The organism is Nonomuraea sp. SBT364, from assembly GCF_001083785.1.
Classification (GTDB): Bacteria; Actinomycetota; Actinomycetes; order Streptosporangiales; family Streptosporangiaceae; genus Nonomuraea.
The window spans coordinates 14741-30458 of sequence record NZ_LAVL01000103.1; the positions used below are offsets into that span (position 1 = coordinate 14741).

At 73.2% G+C, this 15718-nt stretch carries 17 protein-coding genes; 7 read left to right on the forward strand and 10 right to left on the reverse strand.

The annotated features are described in order from the left end of the window. Window positions 1-77 precede the first annotated feature (77 nt). From ADY59_RS32535 to ADY59_RS32550, 4 genes are all read left to right on the forward strand, one after another. Window positions 78-347 carry a StsA-related sactipeptide RiPP gene (locus ADY59_RS32535; RefSeq protein WP_049570332.1) on the forward strand — a complete coding sequence of 90 codons (270 nt, stop codon included), beginning with the start codon at window positions 78-80 and terminating at the stop codon, window positions 345-347. 88 nt (window positions 348-435) lie between these two features. Beyond that, a complete protein-coding gene (gene stsB / locus ADY59_RS32540) occupies window positions 436-1878 on the forward strand; it encodes a StsB family radical SAM/SPASM domain sactipeptide maturase (protein ID WP_049570376.1) in 1443 nt (480 codons plus the stop codon). Window positions 1879-1890: 12 nt separating this feature from the next. Continuing rightward, a complete protein-coding gene (locus ADY59_RS32545; protein WP_049570335.1) occupies window positions 1891-2175 on the forward strand; it encodes a PqqD family protein in 285 nt (94 codons plus the stop codon). Beyond that, on the forward strand, window positions 2172-3602 hold the full coding sequence (locus tag ADY59_RS32550; RefSeq protein WP_053175372.1) for an NAD(P)/FAD-dependent oxidoreductase: 1431 nt from the start codon (window positions 2172-2174) through the stop codon (window positions 3600-3602). The genes ADY59_RS32545 and ADY59_RS32550 overlap by 4 nt, the downstream gene beginning before the upstream one ends. Here ADY59_RS32550 and ADY59_RS32555 read toward each other — a convergent pair. From ADY59_RS32555 to ADY59_RS32585, 7 genes are all read right to left on the reverse strand, one after another. Then, window positions 3562-4269 carry a response regulator transcription factor gene (locus ADY59_RS32555; RefSeq protein WP_049570337.1) on the reverse strand — a complete coding sequence of 236 codons (708 nt, stop codon included), beginning with the start codon at window positions 4267-4269 and terminating at the stop codon, window positions 3562-3564. The two genes, ADY59_RS32550 and ADY59_RS32555, sit on opposite strands and share 41 nt — an antisense overlap. A gap of 183 nt (window positions 4270-4452) precedes the next feature. Then, window positions 4453-5469 carry a methyltransferase gene (locus ADY59_RS51760; protein WP_049570340.1) on the reverse strand — a complete coding sequence of 339 codons (1017 nt, stop codon included), beginning with the start codon at window positions 5467-5469 and terminating at the stop codon, window positions 4453-4455. Beyond that, on the reverse strand, window positions 5466-6689 hold the full coding sequence (locus ADY59_RS32565) for a cytochrome P450 family protein (protein ID WP_049570343.1): 1224 nt from the start codon (window positions 6687-6689) through the stop codon (window positions 5466-5468). The genes ADY59_RS51760 and ADY59_RS32565 overlap by 4 nt, the downstream gene beginning before the upstream one ends. Further along, window positions 6686-8005, reverse strand: a complete 1320-nt coding sequence (locus ADY59_RS32570) for a TfuA-like protein (protein ID WP_049570346.1) — start codon at window positions 8003-8005, stop codon at window positions 6686-6688. The genes ADY59_RS32565 and ADY59_RS32570 overlap by 4 nt, the downstream gene beginning before the upstream one ends. Further along, a complete protein-coding gene (locus ADY59_RS32575) occupies window positions 8005-9141 on the reverse strand; it encodes a YcaO-like family protein (protein ID WP_049570352.1) in 1137 nt (378 codons plus the stop codon). The genes ADY59_RS32570 and ADY59_RS32575 overlap by 1 nt, the downstream gene beginning before the upstream one ends. Window positions 9142-9161: 20 nt before the next feature. Continuing rightward, window positions 9162-9983: an ABC transporter permease gene (locus ADY59_RS32580; RefSeq protein WP_049570353.1), complete on the reverse strand. Its 822-nt coding sequence runs from the start codon at window positions 9981-9983 to the stop codon at window positions 9162-9164. Then, window positions 9980-10855: an ABC transporter ATP-binding protein gene (locus tag ADY59_RS32585; protein WP_053175375.1), complete on the reverse strand. Its 876-nt coding sequence runs from the start codon at window positions 10853-10855 to the stop codon at window positions 9980-9982. Before ADY59_RS32585 ends, ADY59_RS32580 begins: the two co-directional genes overlap by 4 nt. A gap of 319 nt (window positions 10856-11174) precedes the next feature. Between ADY59_RS32585 and ADY59_RS32590 the strand changes: the two genes are divergently transcribed. Together ADY59_RS32590 and ADY59_RS32595 are read left to right on the forward strand one after the other, a co-directional pair. After that, window positions 11175-13028, forward strand: a complete 1854-nt coding sequence (locus ADY59_RS32590; protein WP_049570356.1) for a BTAD domain-containing putative transcriptional regulator — start codon at window positions 11175-11177, stop codon at window positions 13026-13028. A gap of 117 nt (window positions 13029-13145) precedes the next feature. Continuing rightward, window positions 13146-13385, forward strand: a complete 240-nt coding sequence (locus ADY59_RS32595; RefSeq protein ID WP_049570359.1) for a LuxR C-terminal-related transcriptional regulator — start codon at window positions 13146-13148, stop codon at window positions 13383-13385. 36 nt (window positions 13386-13421) lie between these two features. Here the strand turns inward: ADY59_RS32595 and ADY59_RS32600 are convergent, their stop codons facing one another. Beyond that, window positions 13422-13826 carry a hypothetical protein gene (locus ADY59_RS32600; protein ID WP_049570361.1) on the reverse strand — a complete coding sequence of 135 codons (405 nt, stop codon included), beginning with the start codon at window positions 13824-13826 and terminating at the stop codon, window positions 13422-13424. Window positions 13827-13974: 148 nt separating this feature from the next. Between ADY59_RS32600 and ADY59_RS32605 the strand changes: the two genes are divergently transcribed. Beyond that, window positions 13975-14184: a ubiquitin-like protein Pup gene (locus tag ADY59_RS32605; RefSeq protein WP_049570363.1), complete on the forward strand. Its 210-nt coding sequence runs from the start codon at window positions 13975-13977 to the stop codon at window positions 14182-14184. An 85-nt stretch (window positions 14185-14269) separates the two neighbouring features. Here the strand turns inward: ADY59_RS32605 and ADY59_RS32610 are convergent, their stop codons facing one another. Together ADY59_RS32610 and ADY59_RS32615 are read right to left on the reverse strand one after the other, a co-directional pair. Further along, the gene (locus ADY59_RS32610; protein ID WP_049570368.1) at window positions 14270-15310 is read right to left on the reverse strand and encodes a DNA polymerase IV; all 1041 of its coding nucleotides are present in this window, start codon (window positions 15308-15310) and stop codon (window positions 14270-14272) included. A 19-nt stretch (window positions 15311-15329) separates the two neighbouring features. Continuing rightward, window positions 15330-15563: a TOBE domain-containing protein gene (locus ADY59_RS32615; protein ID WP_049570370.1), complete on the reverse strand. Its 234-nt coding sequence runs from the start codon at window positions 15561-15563 to the stop codon at window positions 15330-15332. Between the last annotated feature and the right edge of the window lie 155 nt (window positions 15564-15718).

Here is a 15718-nt window from a genome sequence, read left to right on the forward strand (position 1 = left end):
TCGTGGGGTTGTGCCCCCCTCTCGTGACCGGCACATACTCAACCTGCAACGCATCACCAACACGGAGAGGTGAGGGCATGGCCTTCGATCCGAAGGAAGCTCTGCGCGAAGCCGGGATTCTGAACGACCCGATCGCCGCTGAGGTCGAGGAGGCGTTCGCCACCTTGACGAGGGAGGAAACCGACCTGCTCATCTCGCTCAAGGACAAGATCCCCGCCGCGCTGCCCGAGGTCCTGTCGGGCGAGCAGTGGGCCAGGCCGGAGGTCGAGGTGCACACCATCGAGCCCGACGCCAAGTGCATGTGCGGGGCCTGGTCCGGCTCCGGATCCGGGTCCGTGGCGAACTAGACCGGCTGCTCGCGAGCGCGGCTCCGGGCCGCACGCCGCCGGGCGAGGCCCGGGGCCGCACCTGCCGCTGAGAGCGTGAAGGGGAATGATGTCTGGGAAGCTGGCCCGGAACCACTCGCTGTTCGACGTACCGGAAGACCTGACCTACTTCGTGCACGACGCCGACTACCTGGTCATCAATCCGCTTTCCGGCGGCCGGTGCGTCCTGGACGCGCGTGAGTTCGGCGTACTGCGGGCCCTGACCCGTCCGGGCGGGCGGCTGGAGGAGACCGAGGAGACGGACCGGACCCTCGCCAAGCTCATCCTGGGCTGGATCGTCTACTACAACGGCAACCGGCCGCGGATCACCATGTCGGAGCCGAGGCTCAGCCAGGTCTACTACGCCATCACCGACGGCTGCAACCTGCGCTGCCCCTACTGCTACGCCTCCTCGGAGAAGTGCCTGCCCGGCGAGCTCACCACCGAGGAGTCACTCCGCCTCGTCACCCAGGCCGCCGAGTTCGGGGCGTCCACCATGATCTTCACCGGTGGCGAGCCCATGCTGCGCAAGGACCTGTTCCAGATCGTGGAGCACGCCAACCGCAGCGGCCTGACGTCGAACATCATCACCAACGCGACCATGATCCGGACCCCGGAGATCGCGCGGCGGTTCGCCGACCTGTTCGGCACCGTCACGGTGAGCGTCGACGGCGGCTCGGCCGAGACGCACGACCGCACCCGCGGCGCGGGCTCCTTCGACAAGACCCACCGCGCCCTGCGGCTGCTCAACGACGCCGGCGTGGTGCCGCTGATCAACCACCTGGTCACCTCGGACAACGTCGACGAGCTGGAGGACTTCGCCACCTTCATGCAGGGCATCGAGGTCCGCAGCATCCGGCTGATGTACCACAACAACCTCGGCCGGGGCGTCGACGACGAGTACGACTTCGGGTGGGAGGACCACCTGCGGATCCAGCGGATCACCTGGACCTCACCGGTGGCCGGCCGCCTGCTGCCGGACGGGCCCAAGCCGCTGCAGCGGTGCGCCGTGCGCGGCAACTGCGGCATGGGCGGCAACGAGATCTACATCAACTCGCTGGGCGACGTCTACCCGTGCAAGCTCGTCACCGAGCCCGGCCACCTGGCCGGCAACGTACGCCGCCAGTCACTGTCGGAGATCTTCGGCGGCCCGCTCCTGTACGACATGCGCACGAGCTCGGTGTACGGCGGCGACTACCACGCCGACTGCGAGAAGTGCTACATCAAGGCGTCCTGCGGCGGAGGCTGCCGCGCCGCGCACATGTCCGAATCGGGCGACCTGCGGCGCAACAGCCGTCACCAGTGCCGGATCCTGCGGCACGGCATCGCCACCCAGCTGTGGCTGGAGTCCGGCGTCAAGGCGGCCGAGCTGGCCCGCGATCCCGGCATGACGACGCCCCGCCTGGTGGCCAGCGATGACGTCCACCCGGTGTTCGACGACTGGAAGACCTACGTCCGTCCCTCGCCCGGCGCCGTCCGCGTCGGCGAGTTGCTTCCCATCACGCCCGTCTAGAGGAGGTGGAGTGTGTCACTCCAGATCAGCGACGCTGTGATATGGCAGGAGACCGCCGGTGGCATCTCGCTGTACCACACCGAATCCGGGGACTTCCACAGCTTGAACGAGACGGCTTCGCGGATCTGGACGCTCGTCGCCAGCGAGGGTGAGCGCGAGGCGATCGTCTCCGAGCTGTCCCAGGCGTTCTCCGGAGGCAGTGTCGCGGTGAGCGTCCGCATCCTGAAGGACGTGCAGGAGTTCCTCGGCAGCATGATCGAGCAGGGGCTGATCGAAGAGGGCCCGGCGCTTTCATGACGAGGGCGGTCGTCCTCGGCGGGGGCCTGGCGGGAGTGCTGGCCGCCGCGGTGCTCGTCCGGCACGCCGGCGAGGTGGTGCTGGTGGAGAGCGACGACTATCCGCGCGGCCCGGAGCCCCGCCGGGGGCTGCCGCAGTCCCGGCACAGCCACGTCCTGGTGACGGGCGGCGCCAGGGCGCTGGAGAAGCTGCTGCCCGGAACCCTGGCGGAGCTGTTCGCGCGCGGCGCGCACCTGCGCGGCCTGCCCGGCGACGCCCTGGTGCTGGCCGCGCAGGGCTGGTTCCACCGCCTCGACACCGGCGCCTCCCTCGTCTCCTGCGGCCGCGGGCTGCTGGACCAGGTGGTGCGGGAGCGGGCGCTGCCCGGCGTCACCGTCCTGACGGGCACGCGGGCGCTCGGCCTGGCGGGCGACCGCCGGCGCGTCACCGGGGCCGTGGTGGAAACCCGGGACGGCCGGGCGCGGACGATCGGCGCGGACCTCGTCGTCGACGCCACGGGCCGCAGGTCGAAGGCGCCGCGATGGCTGGCGGCCATCGGCGCGGCGGAGGTCGAGGAGGTCACCGTCTCCTCCGGCCTGGCCTACTCCACCCGCCTCTACCGGGCCCCCGCCGCCCTCACCACCGGAATGGCCCCCGGGATGGCCATCGGGATGCCGGCTGTCATGGTGCATCCGCGGCCGGTGGCGGGCCGGGCCGGGCAGGGGGCGACGTTGTTCCCGATCGAGGGCGGCCGCTGGATCGTCACCCTGACCGGCACCCGGGGCGGCGAGCCGCCGGTGGACGAGCGGGGCTTCACCGCCTTCGCCCGCGCGCTGCGCTCCCCGATCGTCGCCGACCTCATGGCGGCGGCCACCCCGCTGGGCGGCGTCCGCCCGTACCGCGACACCGCCAACCGCAGGAGGTACTTCGAACGGGCGGCGCTGCCCGCCGGGTTCCTCGCGATCGGCGACGCGGTCTGCGCCCTGAACCCCGTCCACTCCCACGGGATGTCGGTCGCCGCGCTGAGCGCGCTGCGGCTGGACGCGGAGCTGGCGCGGCACGGGACGGACCCGACGGCCCTCACGGCGGCCCAGGCCGCCGTGGCGGCCGAGACCGACCCGTCCTGGCACCTGGCGCTCGCACAGGACGAGCCCCGGGGCGGGGGACAGGGCGGGGGGCGTGAGGCGAGCGCGTTCCAGCGGGAGATCCTCGCCCGCAGGTCGCGGGCCCTGCTGAGCAGCCCGGAGCTGGCCGCCGGGTTCTTCTGCGCCCAGGCGCTGATCCCCGCGCCCCCCGCCGACGGCGCGGCGGTGGCGCGGGCGCTGACGGGGGAGCCGGCGCCCCCGCTCACGACGGAGGAGGCGATCGCCCAGTTCCCCGCGCTGCACGCGTGGTGGAGCGCCTCGGCTACCCCCGCCCGAGCAGGCGGTGAACCGATTCGCCGGTGATGAAGCCCGACTCGTACGCGATCCCGACCGCGTGCGCCCGGTTCGCCGCCGACAGCTTGGCCAGGATGCGCGCCAGGTGCGAACGGACCGTTCCAGTGCCGATGCCGAGCCGGGCGGCGATGCCGGCGTTCGACAGGCCGGCCGCGACGAGGGCCAGCACCTCGGCCTCGCGCCGGGTGAGCTCCGCCGGCCGCTGGTCGGGCCGGGGGATCGCGGCGGAGATGCGGTCGCGCAGCCGCGTGAGCATCGAGCTGGAGATGAACGTGTGCCCGGCGGCGACCAGCCGTATCGCGGGGACGATCTCCTCCAGCAGCGAGTCGCGGTGCACGAACCCGCCGGCGCCGCCGCGCAGCGCCCGCCCGAGCAGCTGCTCGTCCAGCTCGTCCGAGACCACCACCACGCGGGTCCGCTTCCTCGCCTGCGCGGCCATGACCAGCGCGTACTCCTGGCCGTCCGGCTGCCGCAGCGCCGCGTTGACCACCGCCACCCGGGGCCGGAACCGGGCGGCCTGCTCGCGCAGCCGGGCGGGGTCGCCGGTCTCGCCCAGGACGCAGATGCCGTTGCCCATGTGCAGGACGCTCCTGAGCCTGGCGCGCACCGCCCGGTCCGGCTCGCCCACGACGACCCGCAGCGCGGGCGCCGTCTCGCCCGCCCGCCTCACGTCCACCGGTGTGCCACCTGACCATCCCGACTATGGGCGCGCCTGCCCGACCGGCACACTATGCGCCGCACCCGGCCGGATCGCCAGAGCAGCGCGACTACTCAAGGCGGCCACCCGCGAGTGGGAAGTACTCATGACTCCCTGTGGCCCGCTCTGTCGGACGGCCCGCCCGGGCGGTGATCGGGAGCCTCAGACCGGGCGGGCGGCCAGGACGCGGATCGCGGTGCCTCCCAGCGGCGCGGTGAGGCCGTCCGGCGCGAACCCGCCCGCCGCGAGCAGGTCGCCGAACTCGGCCCGGTCGCGTTCCCGGCCGCCGGTGTAGACGAGCATGGCGATGTCGCTCATGACGGCCCCGGCCGCGTCCGGCGCGTCGAGCCGGGCGGGCATCACGGGCTCGATCACCAGCAGCCGCCCCCCGGGGTGGATCGCCTCGCGGCAGCGGCGCAGCAGCGTGGCGCACCGCCGGTCGTCCCAGTCGTGCAGGATGCCCTTGAGCAGCATGAGGTCGCCGCCGGGCACGCCCGCGAAGAAGTCGCCGGCCTCGACCGTGCAGCGCTCGGCCACGTTCGCCCGCCGGAAGGTCTCCCCGGCCCCCGCCCCGCCCTGGGCGGTGTCGTACAGGATGCCGCGCGCGCCGGGCACCGCCGTGAGGATCGCGGCGAGCAGTGTGCCGTCGCCGCCGCCGATGTCGACGACGACGCGGGCGCCGCCGCAGTCGTAGGCGCGGGGCACCTCGGCGGCCAGGTGGCCGGTGCCTTCGCGCATCGCCGTGTTGAAGATCCGCGACAGGCCGGCGTCACCGGCCAGGTGGTCGAAGAGCGGCAGGCCGTGCACCTGGTCGAAGGCCGGCTCGCCGGTCAGCACGCTGTCGTGCAGCGCCCCCCACGCCCGCCAGACCGCCGGGTCGCCGAACAGCAGCACGCTGGAGCGCATCGACCGGGGATGATCGGCGCACAGCGGGCGGCCCGCCTCGGCCAGTGCGAGCTGCCCCGGTGGCGCCTCGCGGACCACGCCCAGCACCACCAGCGCCCGCGCCAGCCGCTTCAGCGCCGCCGGATCGGCTCCCAGGGCGTCCGCCAGCTTCCCGACCGGCACGGGCCCGCCGGCGAGGGCGTCGGGGACGCCCAGGCGGACGGCGGCGTACAGGATCTGCGATCCGGCGTAGCCGAACGCCGTCCGCGCCAGGCTCGCGTACCCGTCCGTCACGCGCGGGCTCCTTCCTCCAGCAGCACGGGCAGGCGGCGCACGCCGTGCAGGAACAGATCGGGCGTCCACTCCAGGCGGGCGGGGTCGGCCGCCAGGGTGAGGCCGGGGAAGCGGCGCACCAGCGCGCCGACGGCGGCCCGCGCCTGCAGCCTGGCCAGCGTCGCGCCGAGGCAGAAGTGGCCGCCGTGGCCGAAGCCGAGGTGCCGGTTCGGGGCGCGGCCGATGTCGAAGTCGTCGGGCCGGTCGAACACCGCGGGGTCGCGGTTGGCGGCCAGCAGCACCGGCACGACGATGTCGCCGCAGGGGATCGGCACGCCGCCGATCTCCACGTCGGTCAGCGCGTACAGCATCCGGGAGTGCCCGACCGGCCCGTTGAACCGCAGCGCCTCCTCCACGGCGGAGTCGATCAGCTCCGGCCGGGCCCTGAGCCGCCGGAGCTGGCCGGGGTGGCGCAGGAGTTCGAGCACGGCGTTGCCGATGAGGTTGACCGTCGTCTCGTCGCCCGCCAGCAGCAGCTGGAACACGCTGGAGATCAGCTCGATCGGGCTGATGTCCGGCGAGCTGACCAGCCGCGACAGCAGGTCGTCCCCCGGGCGGGCGCGCCGCTCGCCGAGCCTGGCGCGGGTGTGGGCGACGAACGCGACCCCGGCGCGGCGCACCCGGGTCACGTCCCGGCTGCGCAGCATGTCGTCGCTCCACCGGCGCAGCAGGTCCAGGTCGTCGAGCGGGAAGCCGATCAGCTCGGCGACGACCCGCAGCGGCAGCGGCAGCGCCAGCGCCCCGATCACGTCGGCCTCGGGCCCGCCGGCCGCCATGGCGTCGATCAGCTCGCCGACGACGGCGTGGATGCGCCGCTCCAGCGCCGTCACCGTCCGGGGGCCGAACGCGGGCGCGATCAGCCGCCGCAGCCGGGTGTGGTCGGGCGGGTCGAGGTTGAACACGTTGCGCCGCACCATGGCCAGCGGGTCCCGCTCCCACCGGCGGTGGAAGGCGGCGTGCCCGGCGGGCAGCCGGTCGAGCTCGCGCCCCAGCGCGGGGTCGAGGAGCGCCCGCTGCACGTCGGCGTACCGGGTCAGATACCACAGCACGCGGCCGGTCGCCGGGCAGCGCCACCGGCCGACCGGCGCGTGCGCCCGCATGCGGTGCAGCAGCGGGTGCGGGTCGGCGCGGTGCGCGGGAGCGGACGGGTCGCACTCCACCTCCCGCGTGATCGCGCTCATCGCCCGCCGGCCCCGCGCACGTCCAGCGCGAAGAACCTCTTGGCGGTGACTCCCAAATCCTCCGTGCCGAGGAAGCCGCGCCGGGCCAGCTCGACGCGCGCGGGCACGCCGGGCCGGTTCCAGCGGCGGGAGAAGACGGTGCCGCAGATCGCGGGGGCCGGGACGGCCAGCCGGCCGAGGGTCCGCTCCGCCGCGTCGTCGGCGCGGGCGACCAGCCCGCACCACTCCTCCCAGCGGTCCGACTGGCGGATCCGTTCCAGTACGGCGGGCCGCCAGTCGGCCGACTGCCAGACGGGCCACACCCGCACCATCACCCGCCTCGCCTGCCCGGCGGCGGGCAGCGTGTCGCGCTCGGCCCCGGTGAGCCACACGGCGAGGCCGTCCGGGAGCGGGGCGTCGCCGGCCCCGAGCCGGGCGCGCGCGTACTCCTCCGCCGTCAGGCCGCGCTCGGCGGCGAACCCCGCCAGCAGGCCGGTCAGCACCTCCTCGTGCAGGTCCGGGTAGCCGTCGTCGAACAGCCGCGCCGCGTCCAGGACGTCGAGGTCCGACATCCACCGGCCCGGCGCGTACTCCCGCCGCGACCGCCACGCCAGCGCCTCGTAGTGGGTGACCCCCGTCAGCGCCGACTCGGCCGCCCATCCCTCCGCCGTGACGCCCGCCGTCCCGGTCGCGGGGTCGCCGGAGGCGTGCAGGGCGGCCAGCGCGTCCAGCCGCTTGACGTCCCAGTCGCCGCCGCCGATCATCCGCCGGAGCGTGCCCAGCGCCTCCCGGTCCTCCGGGCGCACCGCCCGCTCGAGCTCCTCCCAGGTCCGGTGGGCGAACGGCCTGGCCCTGGCCGCCTCGACGATCCGCACGCCCGCCTCCGCCGGGACGAGCCCGGTCCGCGCCCCCTCCAGGCAGCCGTGCCGGAGGTTGACCAGGGCCACGGTGCCGGCCGGATACCCCCGCTCGGCGGGCCCGTGCAGCACCGCCACCTCGTCGTCCCCGTCGACCTCCCCGCAGGCGTACATGCGGTAGACCGCCCCGACGCCCGTCATGCCGTACGGGCTCAGCTCGGCCGCCCGCAGCGCGCCCATGCTCGCCGCGCCGATGACCCGGACACCGGCGTCGAGCAGCCAGAGGATCTCCTTGTGCCCCACCGACAGCCGCTCCCGGTAGTAGCCGTCGATCAGGACGGCCGTGTCGCCGCGGCTCCACTCCTCCCGGTGCAGGTCGCCGCGCGCGACCGGCGGCCGTACCTCGGCCCGCGGGGCCGCGGCGAGCACCTGGTCGCGCGAGATCGTCGGCCCGGCGTAGACGAGCGTCCTGTGGCTCACTACAGCACCTCCGGAGTGATGCGGCTGCCCGGCGCCACCACCCTGACCACGGGGACGCCGATCTCCTCCCGGGTGAGGTCGGTGACGAGCGGGGCGTGGGAGAACGCGACGGCGGCCCGCTTGACCACCTCTTCCAGGTCGTCGAGCAGGCTCCCGTGCGCCGTCTGCGCGGGGATCGCCGCGCCGCCGGCCGGCGGCGGGAGGGGCCGGCGGTGCAGGGCGGCGGCGTCGTGCGTGTCCGGCAGCAGGTCGTCGCGCGCGCCCGACACGTAGCCGAGCCTGGCCTGCGCGGCCTCGGTGACGGCGCGGGTGAGCGCGATCTCGGTGCTGAGGTGGCAGCCGAACCCCATGAACGCCGGAGGGTAGTCGTCACAGGTGACCCGCGCCAGGAAGACCGGCAGCCCGGTCGGCGACGGCACCGACCTGACCTCCAGGGAGACGCGGGCCCGCGCCATCGCCTCGCACAGCCCGTCCACGACGGGCGACCCCAGCGTCGCCGGGTCGGCGAGCACGCCTTTGCCGCCCCCGGCCAGCGCAGCGGTCACCGCGTCCCTCTCGATCACCTCGTACAGCCCGTGCAGGACGGCCTCGGTCACGGTGTTGCCGCTGGCCAGGCCGTTGGTCGAGGACAGGAACGCGGGCGCGGTCCAGCCGGTCCTGCGCACGAGCGAGAACTCGACGCACTCCCTGGGCACCAGCGTCTGCGAGCCGTCGGCCAGCGACCTGGCCGTCACCCACTCCACCGGCAGGCCGTCGTGCAGGAGCGAGGCCGGGGCCTGCGGCAGGGCGGCGACGTCGTAGTCCAGTCGCCCGGCGACCTCGCGCGGCGGCGCCAGCAGGACCGCCGTCATCGGCTGCTCGGCATGCCACAGCTCGATGCCCTCCATCATCGCCGACACCCTGGCCAGCTCCGGCGTGACGCCCTTGCCCTGGGACACGGCCAGCGTCCTGGAGGTGGGCCGGATCGCCTGGAACGTCGGGATGCCGATGGTGTCGAGCCTGGTGATGTCCGCGACCCTGGTGATGCCGACGAGCCGCGCGGCCCGGCGGGCCATCGCGTACGTGGCGGCCGGGTCCCGGGCCCGGTCGGTGCCCGGCAGCCGGATCTTGGCCCGGTCGGAGTGGTCTGTGCGCATCGTCCCCTGCCTGTGACGGATCAGATGTTGCGGGCGCGGTTGAGCAGGGCGCGTCCGCCGACGGTGTAACTGACGGCCGCCAGGACGGCCAGCACGACCAGGTCCTGCCACACCTCGGCGAACCCGAACACGGCCGCGTCGCGCATCCCGTTGATCCCGTACGTCAGCGGGTTGACCGCCGCCACCCACTGCAGCACCGTGGGCATGCTGTCGACCGTGTACAGCGACGGGGCGCTGAAGATGAGCACCGGGATCGATATGTTCGACAGCAGCATGAACGCCTGGTAGTCGGTGATCAGGATCGCCGCAGCCAGATAGAGGCCGTTGAAGGCCACCGCCGACATCGCCAGCGCCGCCAGCAGCCCCGCCCACGCCTCGGCGTCGAACGGCAGCCTGAAGACGATCACGGCGAGGCCGAGCGCCAGCAGCGCCTGCAGGAGCACCAGCGACACCCCGGCGATCACCTTCCCGAGCAGGAAGCGCGACCTGCGCAGCGGGTAGGACCACAGCTGGGTCGACACCCCGCTCATCTCCTCCTGGAACAGCGCCATGCCGGACGTCCCGGCCGCGCTGACCACCGCCATCGCCAGCGTCATCGGCAGCAGGAACACCGCGAACGGCACCTCGGCGCCCCGGTACTCGACGACCCTGAGGAGGTTGCTCAGCGAGGTGTTCACCAGCAGCAGGTAGATCAGCATCGGGGCCAGGCCCATGACGAGGTACACCCGGTTGCGGGCCAGCAGCGCGTACTCGCGGTAGAGCACCGCCGACAGCTCGGCGGCCTTCGGGATCCCGGTCGGGGGGGTGTTGACGAACGTCAGCTTGGCCGCCACGCGCCTCACCCGTCCTTCTCGGTCATCCGCAGGAAGACCTGCTCCAGCGAGTCCGCGACGGTCGTCACGCCGGTGATCGCGACCCCGTGGTCCTGGCAGTAGCGCGCCAGCTCCGGCAGCACCTCCTGCGCCCGCGCGCCGTGGATGCGCACCTCGGAGTCCTCGGCGGTGGCCGTCAGCCGGGCCGCGTCCGCCCAGCCGGCCACGAGCCGGCCGGCCTCGGGGTCGTCGACCGCCACCACCAGATGGGTGGTGCCGAACTCCTCGACCAGCTCGCGCGGCTTGGCGAAGCGCACCACCTTGCCTCGGTCGATGACCAGGACGCGCTGGCTGTTGCGCTCCAGTTCGTCGATGTGGTGGCTGGTCCACAGCACGGTCACGCCGTGCTCCTCCCGCAGCCAGGTCACGAAGCGCTCGATGTCGCGCCGCCCCGCCACGTCCAGCCCCGCCGACGGCTCGTCAAGGATGAGCAGCCGCGGGATGGTGAGCAGCGCCCGGACGAGCTGCAGCCGCTGCCGCTGGCCGCCCGACAGCTGGAAGGCGAACCGCTGCAGCGCCTCGGTCAGGTTGAGGAACTCCGCCAGCTCCATCGCCCACGGCCGCACGTCCCGCCAGCGCAGCCCCCGGAAGCGGGCGGCGATGCGCAGGTTGTCGAGCGCGGGCAGCATCATGTCGAACGGGCCCGACTGGTGCATCGCCCCGATGCCGCTCTTCGCGGCCACCGGCTGGCGCACCGGATCCGCGCCGAATACCCGGACCTGGCCCGAGGTGGGGGCCGTGACCCCGCAGATCATCTTGATCAGGGTCGTCTTGCCGGCGCCGTTGGGCCCCAGGAGCCCGATGGTCTCGCCGCCTGCGATCTCGAACGAGACACCGTCCACGGCGGGTCGTTCGGCACGTTTGTAGCGTTTGGTCAGTCCTGCCGCAGTCACCACGTCGCCCGGCACGGCCCACCCTCTGTCCGCTCGAGATGTCGTTGCAGGTCGAGTATGGGCTTGTGATCAGCGCATGGCACAACCCCACAAACGTGGGCTAACGGATTGGCAGGCTCCCCCTCTGCCGATCGACAGAGGGGGAGATTGTGCGCCCACCCCCGCAAGATGACCATCGGCACATGGACGAGTTCGCCGGCCGCGACCGGCATGACCTGTGGCCCGGCCGAAGCGAACCGTTCCCCGGCCCCCCGGCGGGAGGACGCCGGTGAGCGGCGACGCGTACACCCTGCGCATGCCGCGCAGCAGTCCCGGCGTGTGCTGGCAGCTGCCGGAGGACGCCGACCCCGCGGCCGTCCTGCCGTGCGTGGTCCTCGTCGGCCGCGCCGGGCTCGCCGAGTTCGCCGTGCTCCAGCGCGGGCTGCGCACCCTCGGCGTGCCCAGCGTGCGCATCGACGCCGGGTCGCTGTCCGGCCTGGGGATCACCGCCCGCCTCGACGACGGCGCGCCCACCGTCGACGGCCGCCGCATCCTCCCCACCGTCACCTGGGTGCGGCACTTCTCGCCGCGCGCCATCCCGGGCGCGAACGGCTCGGCGTCCTCGCTCTTCCGGGCCGACTCCTGGTACGCCCTCGTCGACCAGCTGTCGGCGCGGTCGGCCGTCCGGCTGCCCGCGGGCGCCGATCCGGGACGGCTGGTCCAGCTGGACGACGCCGCCCGCCTGGGAGTCCGTACGCCGCGCACGATCGTCACCACCGACCCCGGCGCGGCCGGCGCCGAACTGCCGGGCGGCCGGGTCGTCATCAAGGCCCTCGACCAGCACTTCGTCGAGGCCGAGCCGGGCAAGCTGCACGGCGTCTTCCCCGAGATCGTGGACGGCGCCTCGGCCGGGCGCCTGGGCCCGCGCGACGTGCCGATGATCGTCCAGGAGTACGTCGAGCACGGCGCCGAGCTGCGCGTCTACTACCTGGACGGGGAGATCCAGTCCTTCCGCGTCGCCAAGCCGTCACCGGAGGCGATCTGGTGCGCCCCCGAGTCGGTCACGGTCTGCCCGGTGGCGACGCCGGAGCCGGTGACCGAGGCGGTGCACCGGCTGGCCGGGCACTGGAACCTGCGCTACGGCGCCTTCGACTTCCTGCTGACCGCCGACGGGCCGGTCTTCCTGGAGGTGAACCCCGACGGCGACTGGCGCTGGTTCGAGTCCAAGGCCGGCGTCGACGACGTCACCATCGCGGCGCTGTCCATGGTGCGGGCGCTGCACCGCCAGTCGGCCGGCCGGCGCCCGCCGCCGATCGACCTGGCCGGATTCCTCGCCCTCGGCACCTCCCGCGGCGGGCCCGACAAGGAGACCCGGCCCACCCTGGACGCCCGCGTGCTGGGCCCGCTCGAGGTGCGCGTGGACGGCGAGCTCGCGCACGTCAGCGCGCGCAAGGCCAGGCTGCTGGCCGCCATCCTGCTGTCGCACCCCAACCACGTGGTGCCGACGGGCCACCTGCTGGACGCGCTGTGGGGGGAGCGGCCGCCCCCCACGGCTCGCAAGAACCTGCAGGTGTACGTGTCGATGCTGCGGCGCAAGCTCGGTGACCGGATCTCCCACCAGGGCTGGGGGTACCGGCTCGACGCCGGGGCGGGCGAGCTCGACCTGCTCAGGTTCCGGCAACTGGCCGGCGCCGGCCGCGAGATGCGGCGCAGGGGAGCCGCCGACGCGGCCGCGGAGCTGCTCGACGACGCCATCCGGCTGTGGCGCGGCCGGCCGCTGGAGGAGTTCACCGGCATCGCGCTGCTCGACGACGTGGTCGGCAGGCTCACCGAGCTCCATCTCACGATCAACGAGGACTGGGCCGAGCTCGAACTCGAACGCGGCGGCCACGTCGACGTCCTGAACAGGCTCGACGAGCTGGTGCCGTTCTTCCCCGCGCGCGAGCGGCTGGTGGCGGCCCGGATGCTGGCCCTGGCCGGCTGCGGACGGGCGCCTGAGGCGCTCGCCCAGTTCGAGACGGTCCGGCGGCATCTGGCGGCCGACCTCGGGATCGACCCCAGCCCGGTGCTGAAGAAGGTCTACGAGGACATTCTCCAGGGCGGTGGCGCGCGCCGCCTCCGCATCAGCCATGACCTCCGCTGATAAGCGGCCGCATGGTCACGCCATACCGATGCTTAAGCGAGTTCTTCTAGCTTGCTTTCACGGGTGCTTTCCGCCGGGGAAAGTCTCCGGTCAGGGTGATTCGAACTGGGACGGCCTATGGACCTCGCTTCCGTCGACCTGCTCAACGACCGCGACACCGGACTGATCGTCATGCTCGCCAAGGGCTACACGACGGCGAGGATCGCCAGGGAGATGAACCTCAGCAGATACACCGTGGCCGAGCGGATCGGCAAGCTCCTCGACCGCTTCGCCTGCAGCAACCGCAGCCAGCTCGTCGCCTACTCCTATGCCCACCGGCTCCTGGACGTGGGCATCTGGCCGCCGGGCACCGCCTGAGAGCCGCACGAGGCTCACACGAGCGTCACACGAGGCTCACACGAGGCCGACGCCCAGCGTCAGCGCTCCGGCGGCCAGCGACAGGCCACCGGCGAACGTCAGGGCGATGAGCTTGTTCGGCTTGGTGTCCGACGGGCGCAGCACCGACAGGAAGAAGCCCAGCGGCATCAGGATCGGCGCGGCCACGATCGACGTGCGCACCAGCGCCTTCCAGCCGTCCGACAGGTCCGCCTGGTCCACGTACAGCATCGCCACCAGGCTGAAGAGCACCAGGACGCCCGCGTGGGCGTGTCCGGCCCGCCACAGGCCGCGGCGCACCGGGTTGTCCAGATAGCCCGGGACGTCGCGCATGAGGAATCTCAGCAGCGTCACGCCGCCGAAGGCGATGGTCGGGACCGTGATGAGCAGCACGCCGGCCGTGCTCAGGGACGCTGGGGACATCGTGAACCTCCGTGTGGTCGTTGCGCCCAGTATTAGATAGTGTCGCTATCCAGTCAAGTCGGCAAGATCGCCGGGCGAAGAGCGCGCATTGTCGCCCGGTTCGGGGAAGATATGGGCTAGAGGCAGTCCCCCGACGTGGAGGTAGGACATGGCGAGCAAGGACACCGGCGGGCAGAAGCAGACCGGCCGGCGCGAGTCCGAGGTCGAGGAGACCGAGGCCACCGCGGCACCCGACGTCCAGGAGCGTCAGGAGAAGCTCACGGACGACGTCGACTCGATCCTGGACGAGATCGACGAGGTGCTCGAGGAGAACGCGGAGGAATTCGTCCGCAGTTACGTCCAGAAGGGTGGAGAGTAGGGCAAAGCGCGGGTCACGAAGAGGGAAAATCCGGAGGATAGCGGGTCCGTCCGGGCCGCGGGGAGCGCGAGCGCGCCTTCGCGGCCTATGCCCGGGCGGCGGGCATCTCGTAGTCGGCGGCGACGCCGAGCAGACGTACGGGACGGGTGAGGTCGAAGCGGCCGAGCGCGGTGAGGGCGGCCTCGGTGAGGGCGGCGTCGTCGGTCGTGGGGGCGGCGAGCGTGGTCTGGCGGGTCCTGGTGAGGAAGGGCGCGAAACGGACCTTGACGGTGACGCGGGTGACGGTGCGGCCGGCCTCGCGGGCGTCCGCGGCGACCTGGGCGGTGAGGGCGCGGACGGCGTCGGTGACGGCGGTGGCGTCGGTGAGGTCACGGGGGAAGGTGGTCTCGCGGCTGTGGCCGCGCGGGATCCACGGGGTGGTGACGACCTCGGCCTCGCCTTTGCCGAGGGCGAGATAGCGCAGCCAGGGCCCGTTGGTGGGGCCGAAGCGGGCGGCCAGGTCGCCGGGGTCGGCGGCGGCGAGGTCGGCGACGGTGTGGATGCCGAGAGCGGCGAGTTTCCTGGCGGTGCGGGCGCCGATGCCCCACAGCGCGTCGGTGGCGCGATGGTTCATGGTCTCGGCCCAGGTGTCGCCGGTGAGACGGTGGACCCCGGCCGGTTTGGCGAACGCTGAGGCCAGTTTGGCCTGGTGTTTGTTGTCGCCGATGCCGATCGAGCAGTCGAGGCCGGTGCGGTCGAGCACGGCCCGCCTGATGGTGCCGGCGAGGGTTTCCGGATCGTCGGTGCGGGCGCCGAGGAAGGCCTCGTCCCAGCCCCAGATCTCCACGGCGACGGGGAAGTCGCGCAGGACGGCCATGACGCGGGCGCTGGCCGCCTCGTAGGCGGGCGGGTCGCTGGGCAGGAAGACGGCGTCGGGGCAGCGGCGCAGGGCGGTGCGCAGCGGCATGCCGGAGTGGACGCCGTGCTCGCGGGCCTCGTAGGTGGCGGTGGCCGCGACGGTGCGCGAGCGGGTGGGGTCGCCGTCGCCGCCCACGACGACGGGCCTGCCGCGGAGCTCGGGATGGCGCTGGAGCTCGACCGCGGCGATGAACTGGTCGAGGTCGAGGTGCAGGATCCAGTCCCTCATGCTGTCCAGTATGGCCTGGTCAGGTGTGCAGGCGGCCGTCGAGGTAGACGAGGGAGCGGCGGGGGCGGGCCCAGGCGGGGGCGCCGAGCGCGGGCTCCTCGCCCTCGGCGACGACGGCCTGGATGAGGGGCCCGGCGGTTTCGAGGGTGACGAGCGTGTGGGTGCCGAGGTTCTCCAGGACGGAGACGGAGCCGGGGAAGGCGTCGGGGCGTTCGGGGGTGAGTTCCAGGTATTCGGGGCGGACCCCGTACACGATCTCCTGACCGGTGGGGAGGCCCGGCGGGGCGGGGAGGCTGGCGCCTGTCTCTTTTACCAATCTGACGCTGCCGGCGGAGAGGGTAGTGTTGATTTTGGGGGTCGGCGGTCTCTTTTAAAAAAAAAAAAAAGAAGAAGGGCAGTAGATGGGTG

Excerpts from the sequence above, each read along its gene's own strand:
- ADY59_RS32535 (WP_049570332.1), top strand. The coding sequence starts at position 78 with ATGGCCTTCGATCCGAAGGAAGCTCTGCGCGAAGCCGGGATTCTGAAC.
- stsB (WP_049570376.1), top strand. The coding sequence starts at position 436 with ATGTCTGGGAAGCTGGCCCGGAACCACTCGCTGTTCGACGTACCGGAA.
- ADY59_RS32550 (WP_053175372.1), top strand. The coding sequence starts at position 2,172 with ATGACGAGGGCGGTCGTCCTCGGCGGGGGCCTGGCGGGAGTGCTGGCC.
- ADY59_RS32565 (WP_049570343.1), bottom strand. The coding sequence starts at position 6,689 with ATGAGCGCGATCACGCGGGAGGTGGAGTGCGACCCGTCCGCTCCCGCG.
- ADY59_RS32575 (WP_049570352.1), bottom strand. The coding sequence starts at position 9,141 with ATGCGCACAGACCACTCCGACCGGGCCAAGATCCGGCTGCCGGGCACC.
- ADY59_RS32595 (WP_049570359.1), top strand. The coding sequence starts at position 13,146 with ATGGACCTCGCTTCCGTCGACCTGCTCAACGACCGCGACACCGGACTG.
- ADY59_RS32600 (WP_049570361.1), bottom strand. The coding sequence starts at position 13,826 with ATGTCCCCAGCGTCCCTGAGCACGGCCGGCGTGCTGCTCATCACGGTC.
- ADY59_RS32605 (WP_049570363.1), top strand. The coding sequence starts at position 13,975 with ATGGCGAGCAAGGACACCGGCGGGCAGAAGCAGACCGGCCGGCGCGAG.
- ADY59_RS32610 (WP_049570368.1), bottom strand. The coding sequence starts at position 15,310 with ATGAGGGACTGGATCCTGCACCTCGACCTCGACCAGTTCATCGCCGCG.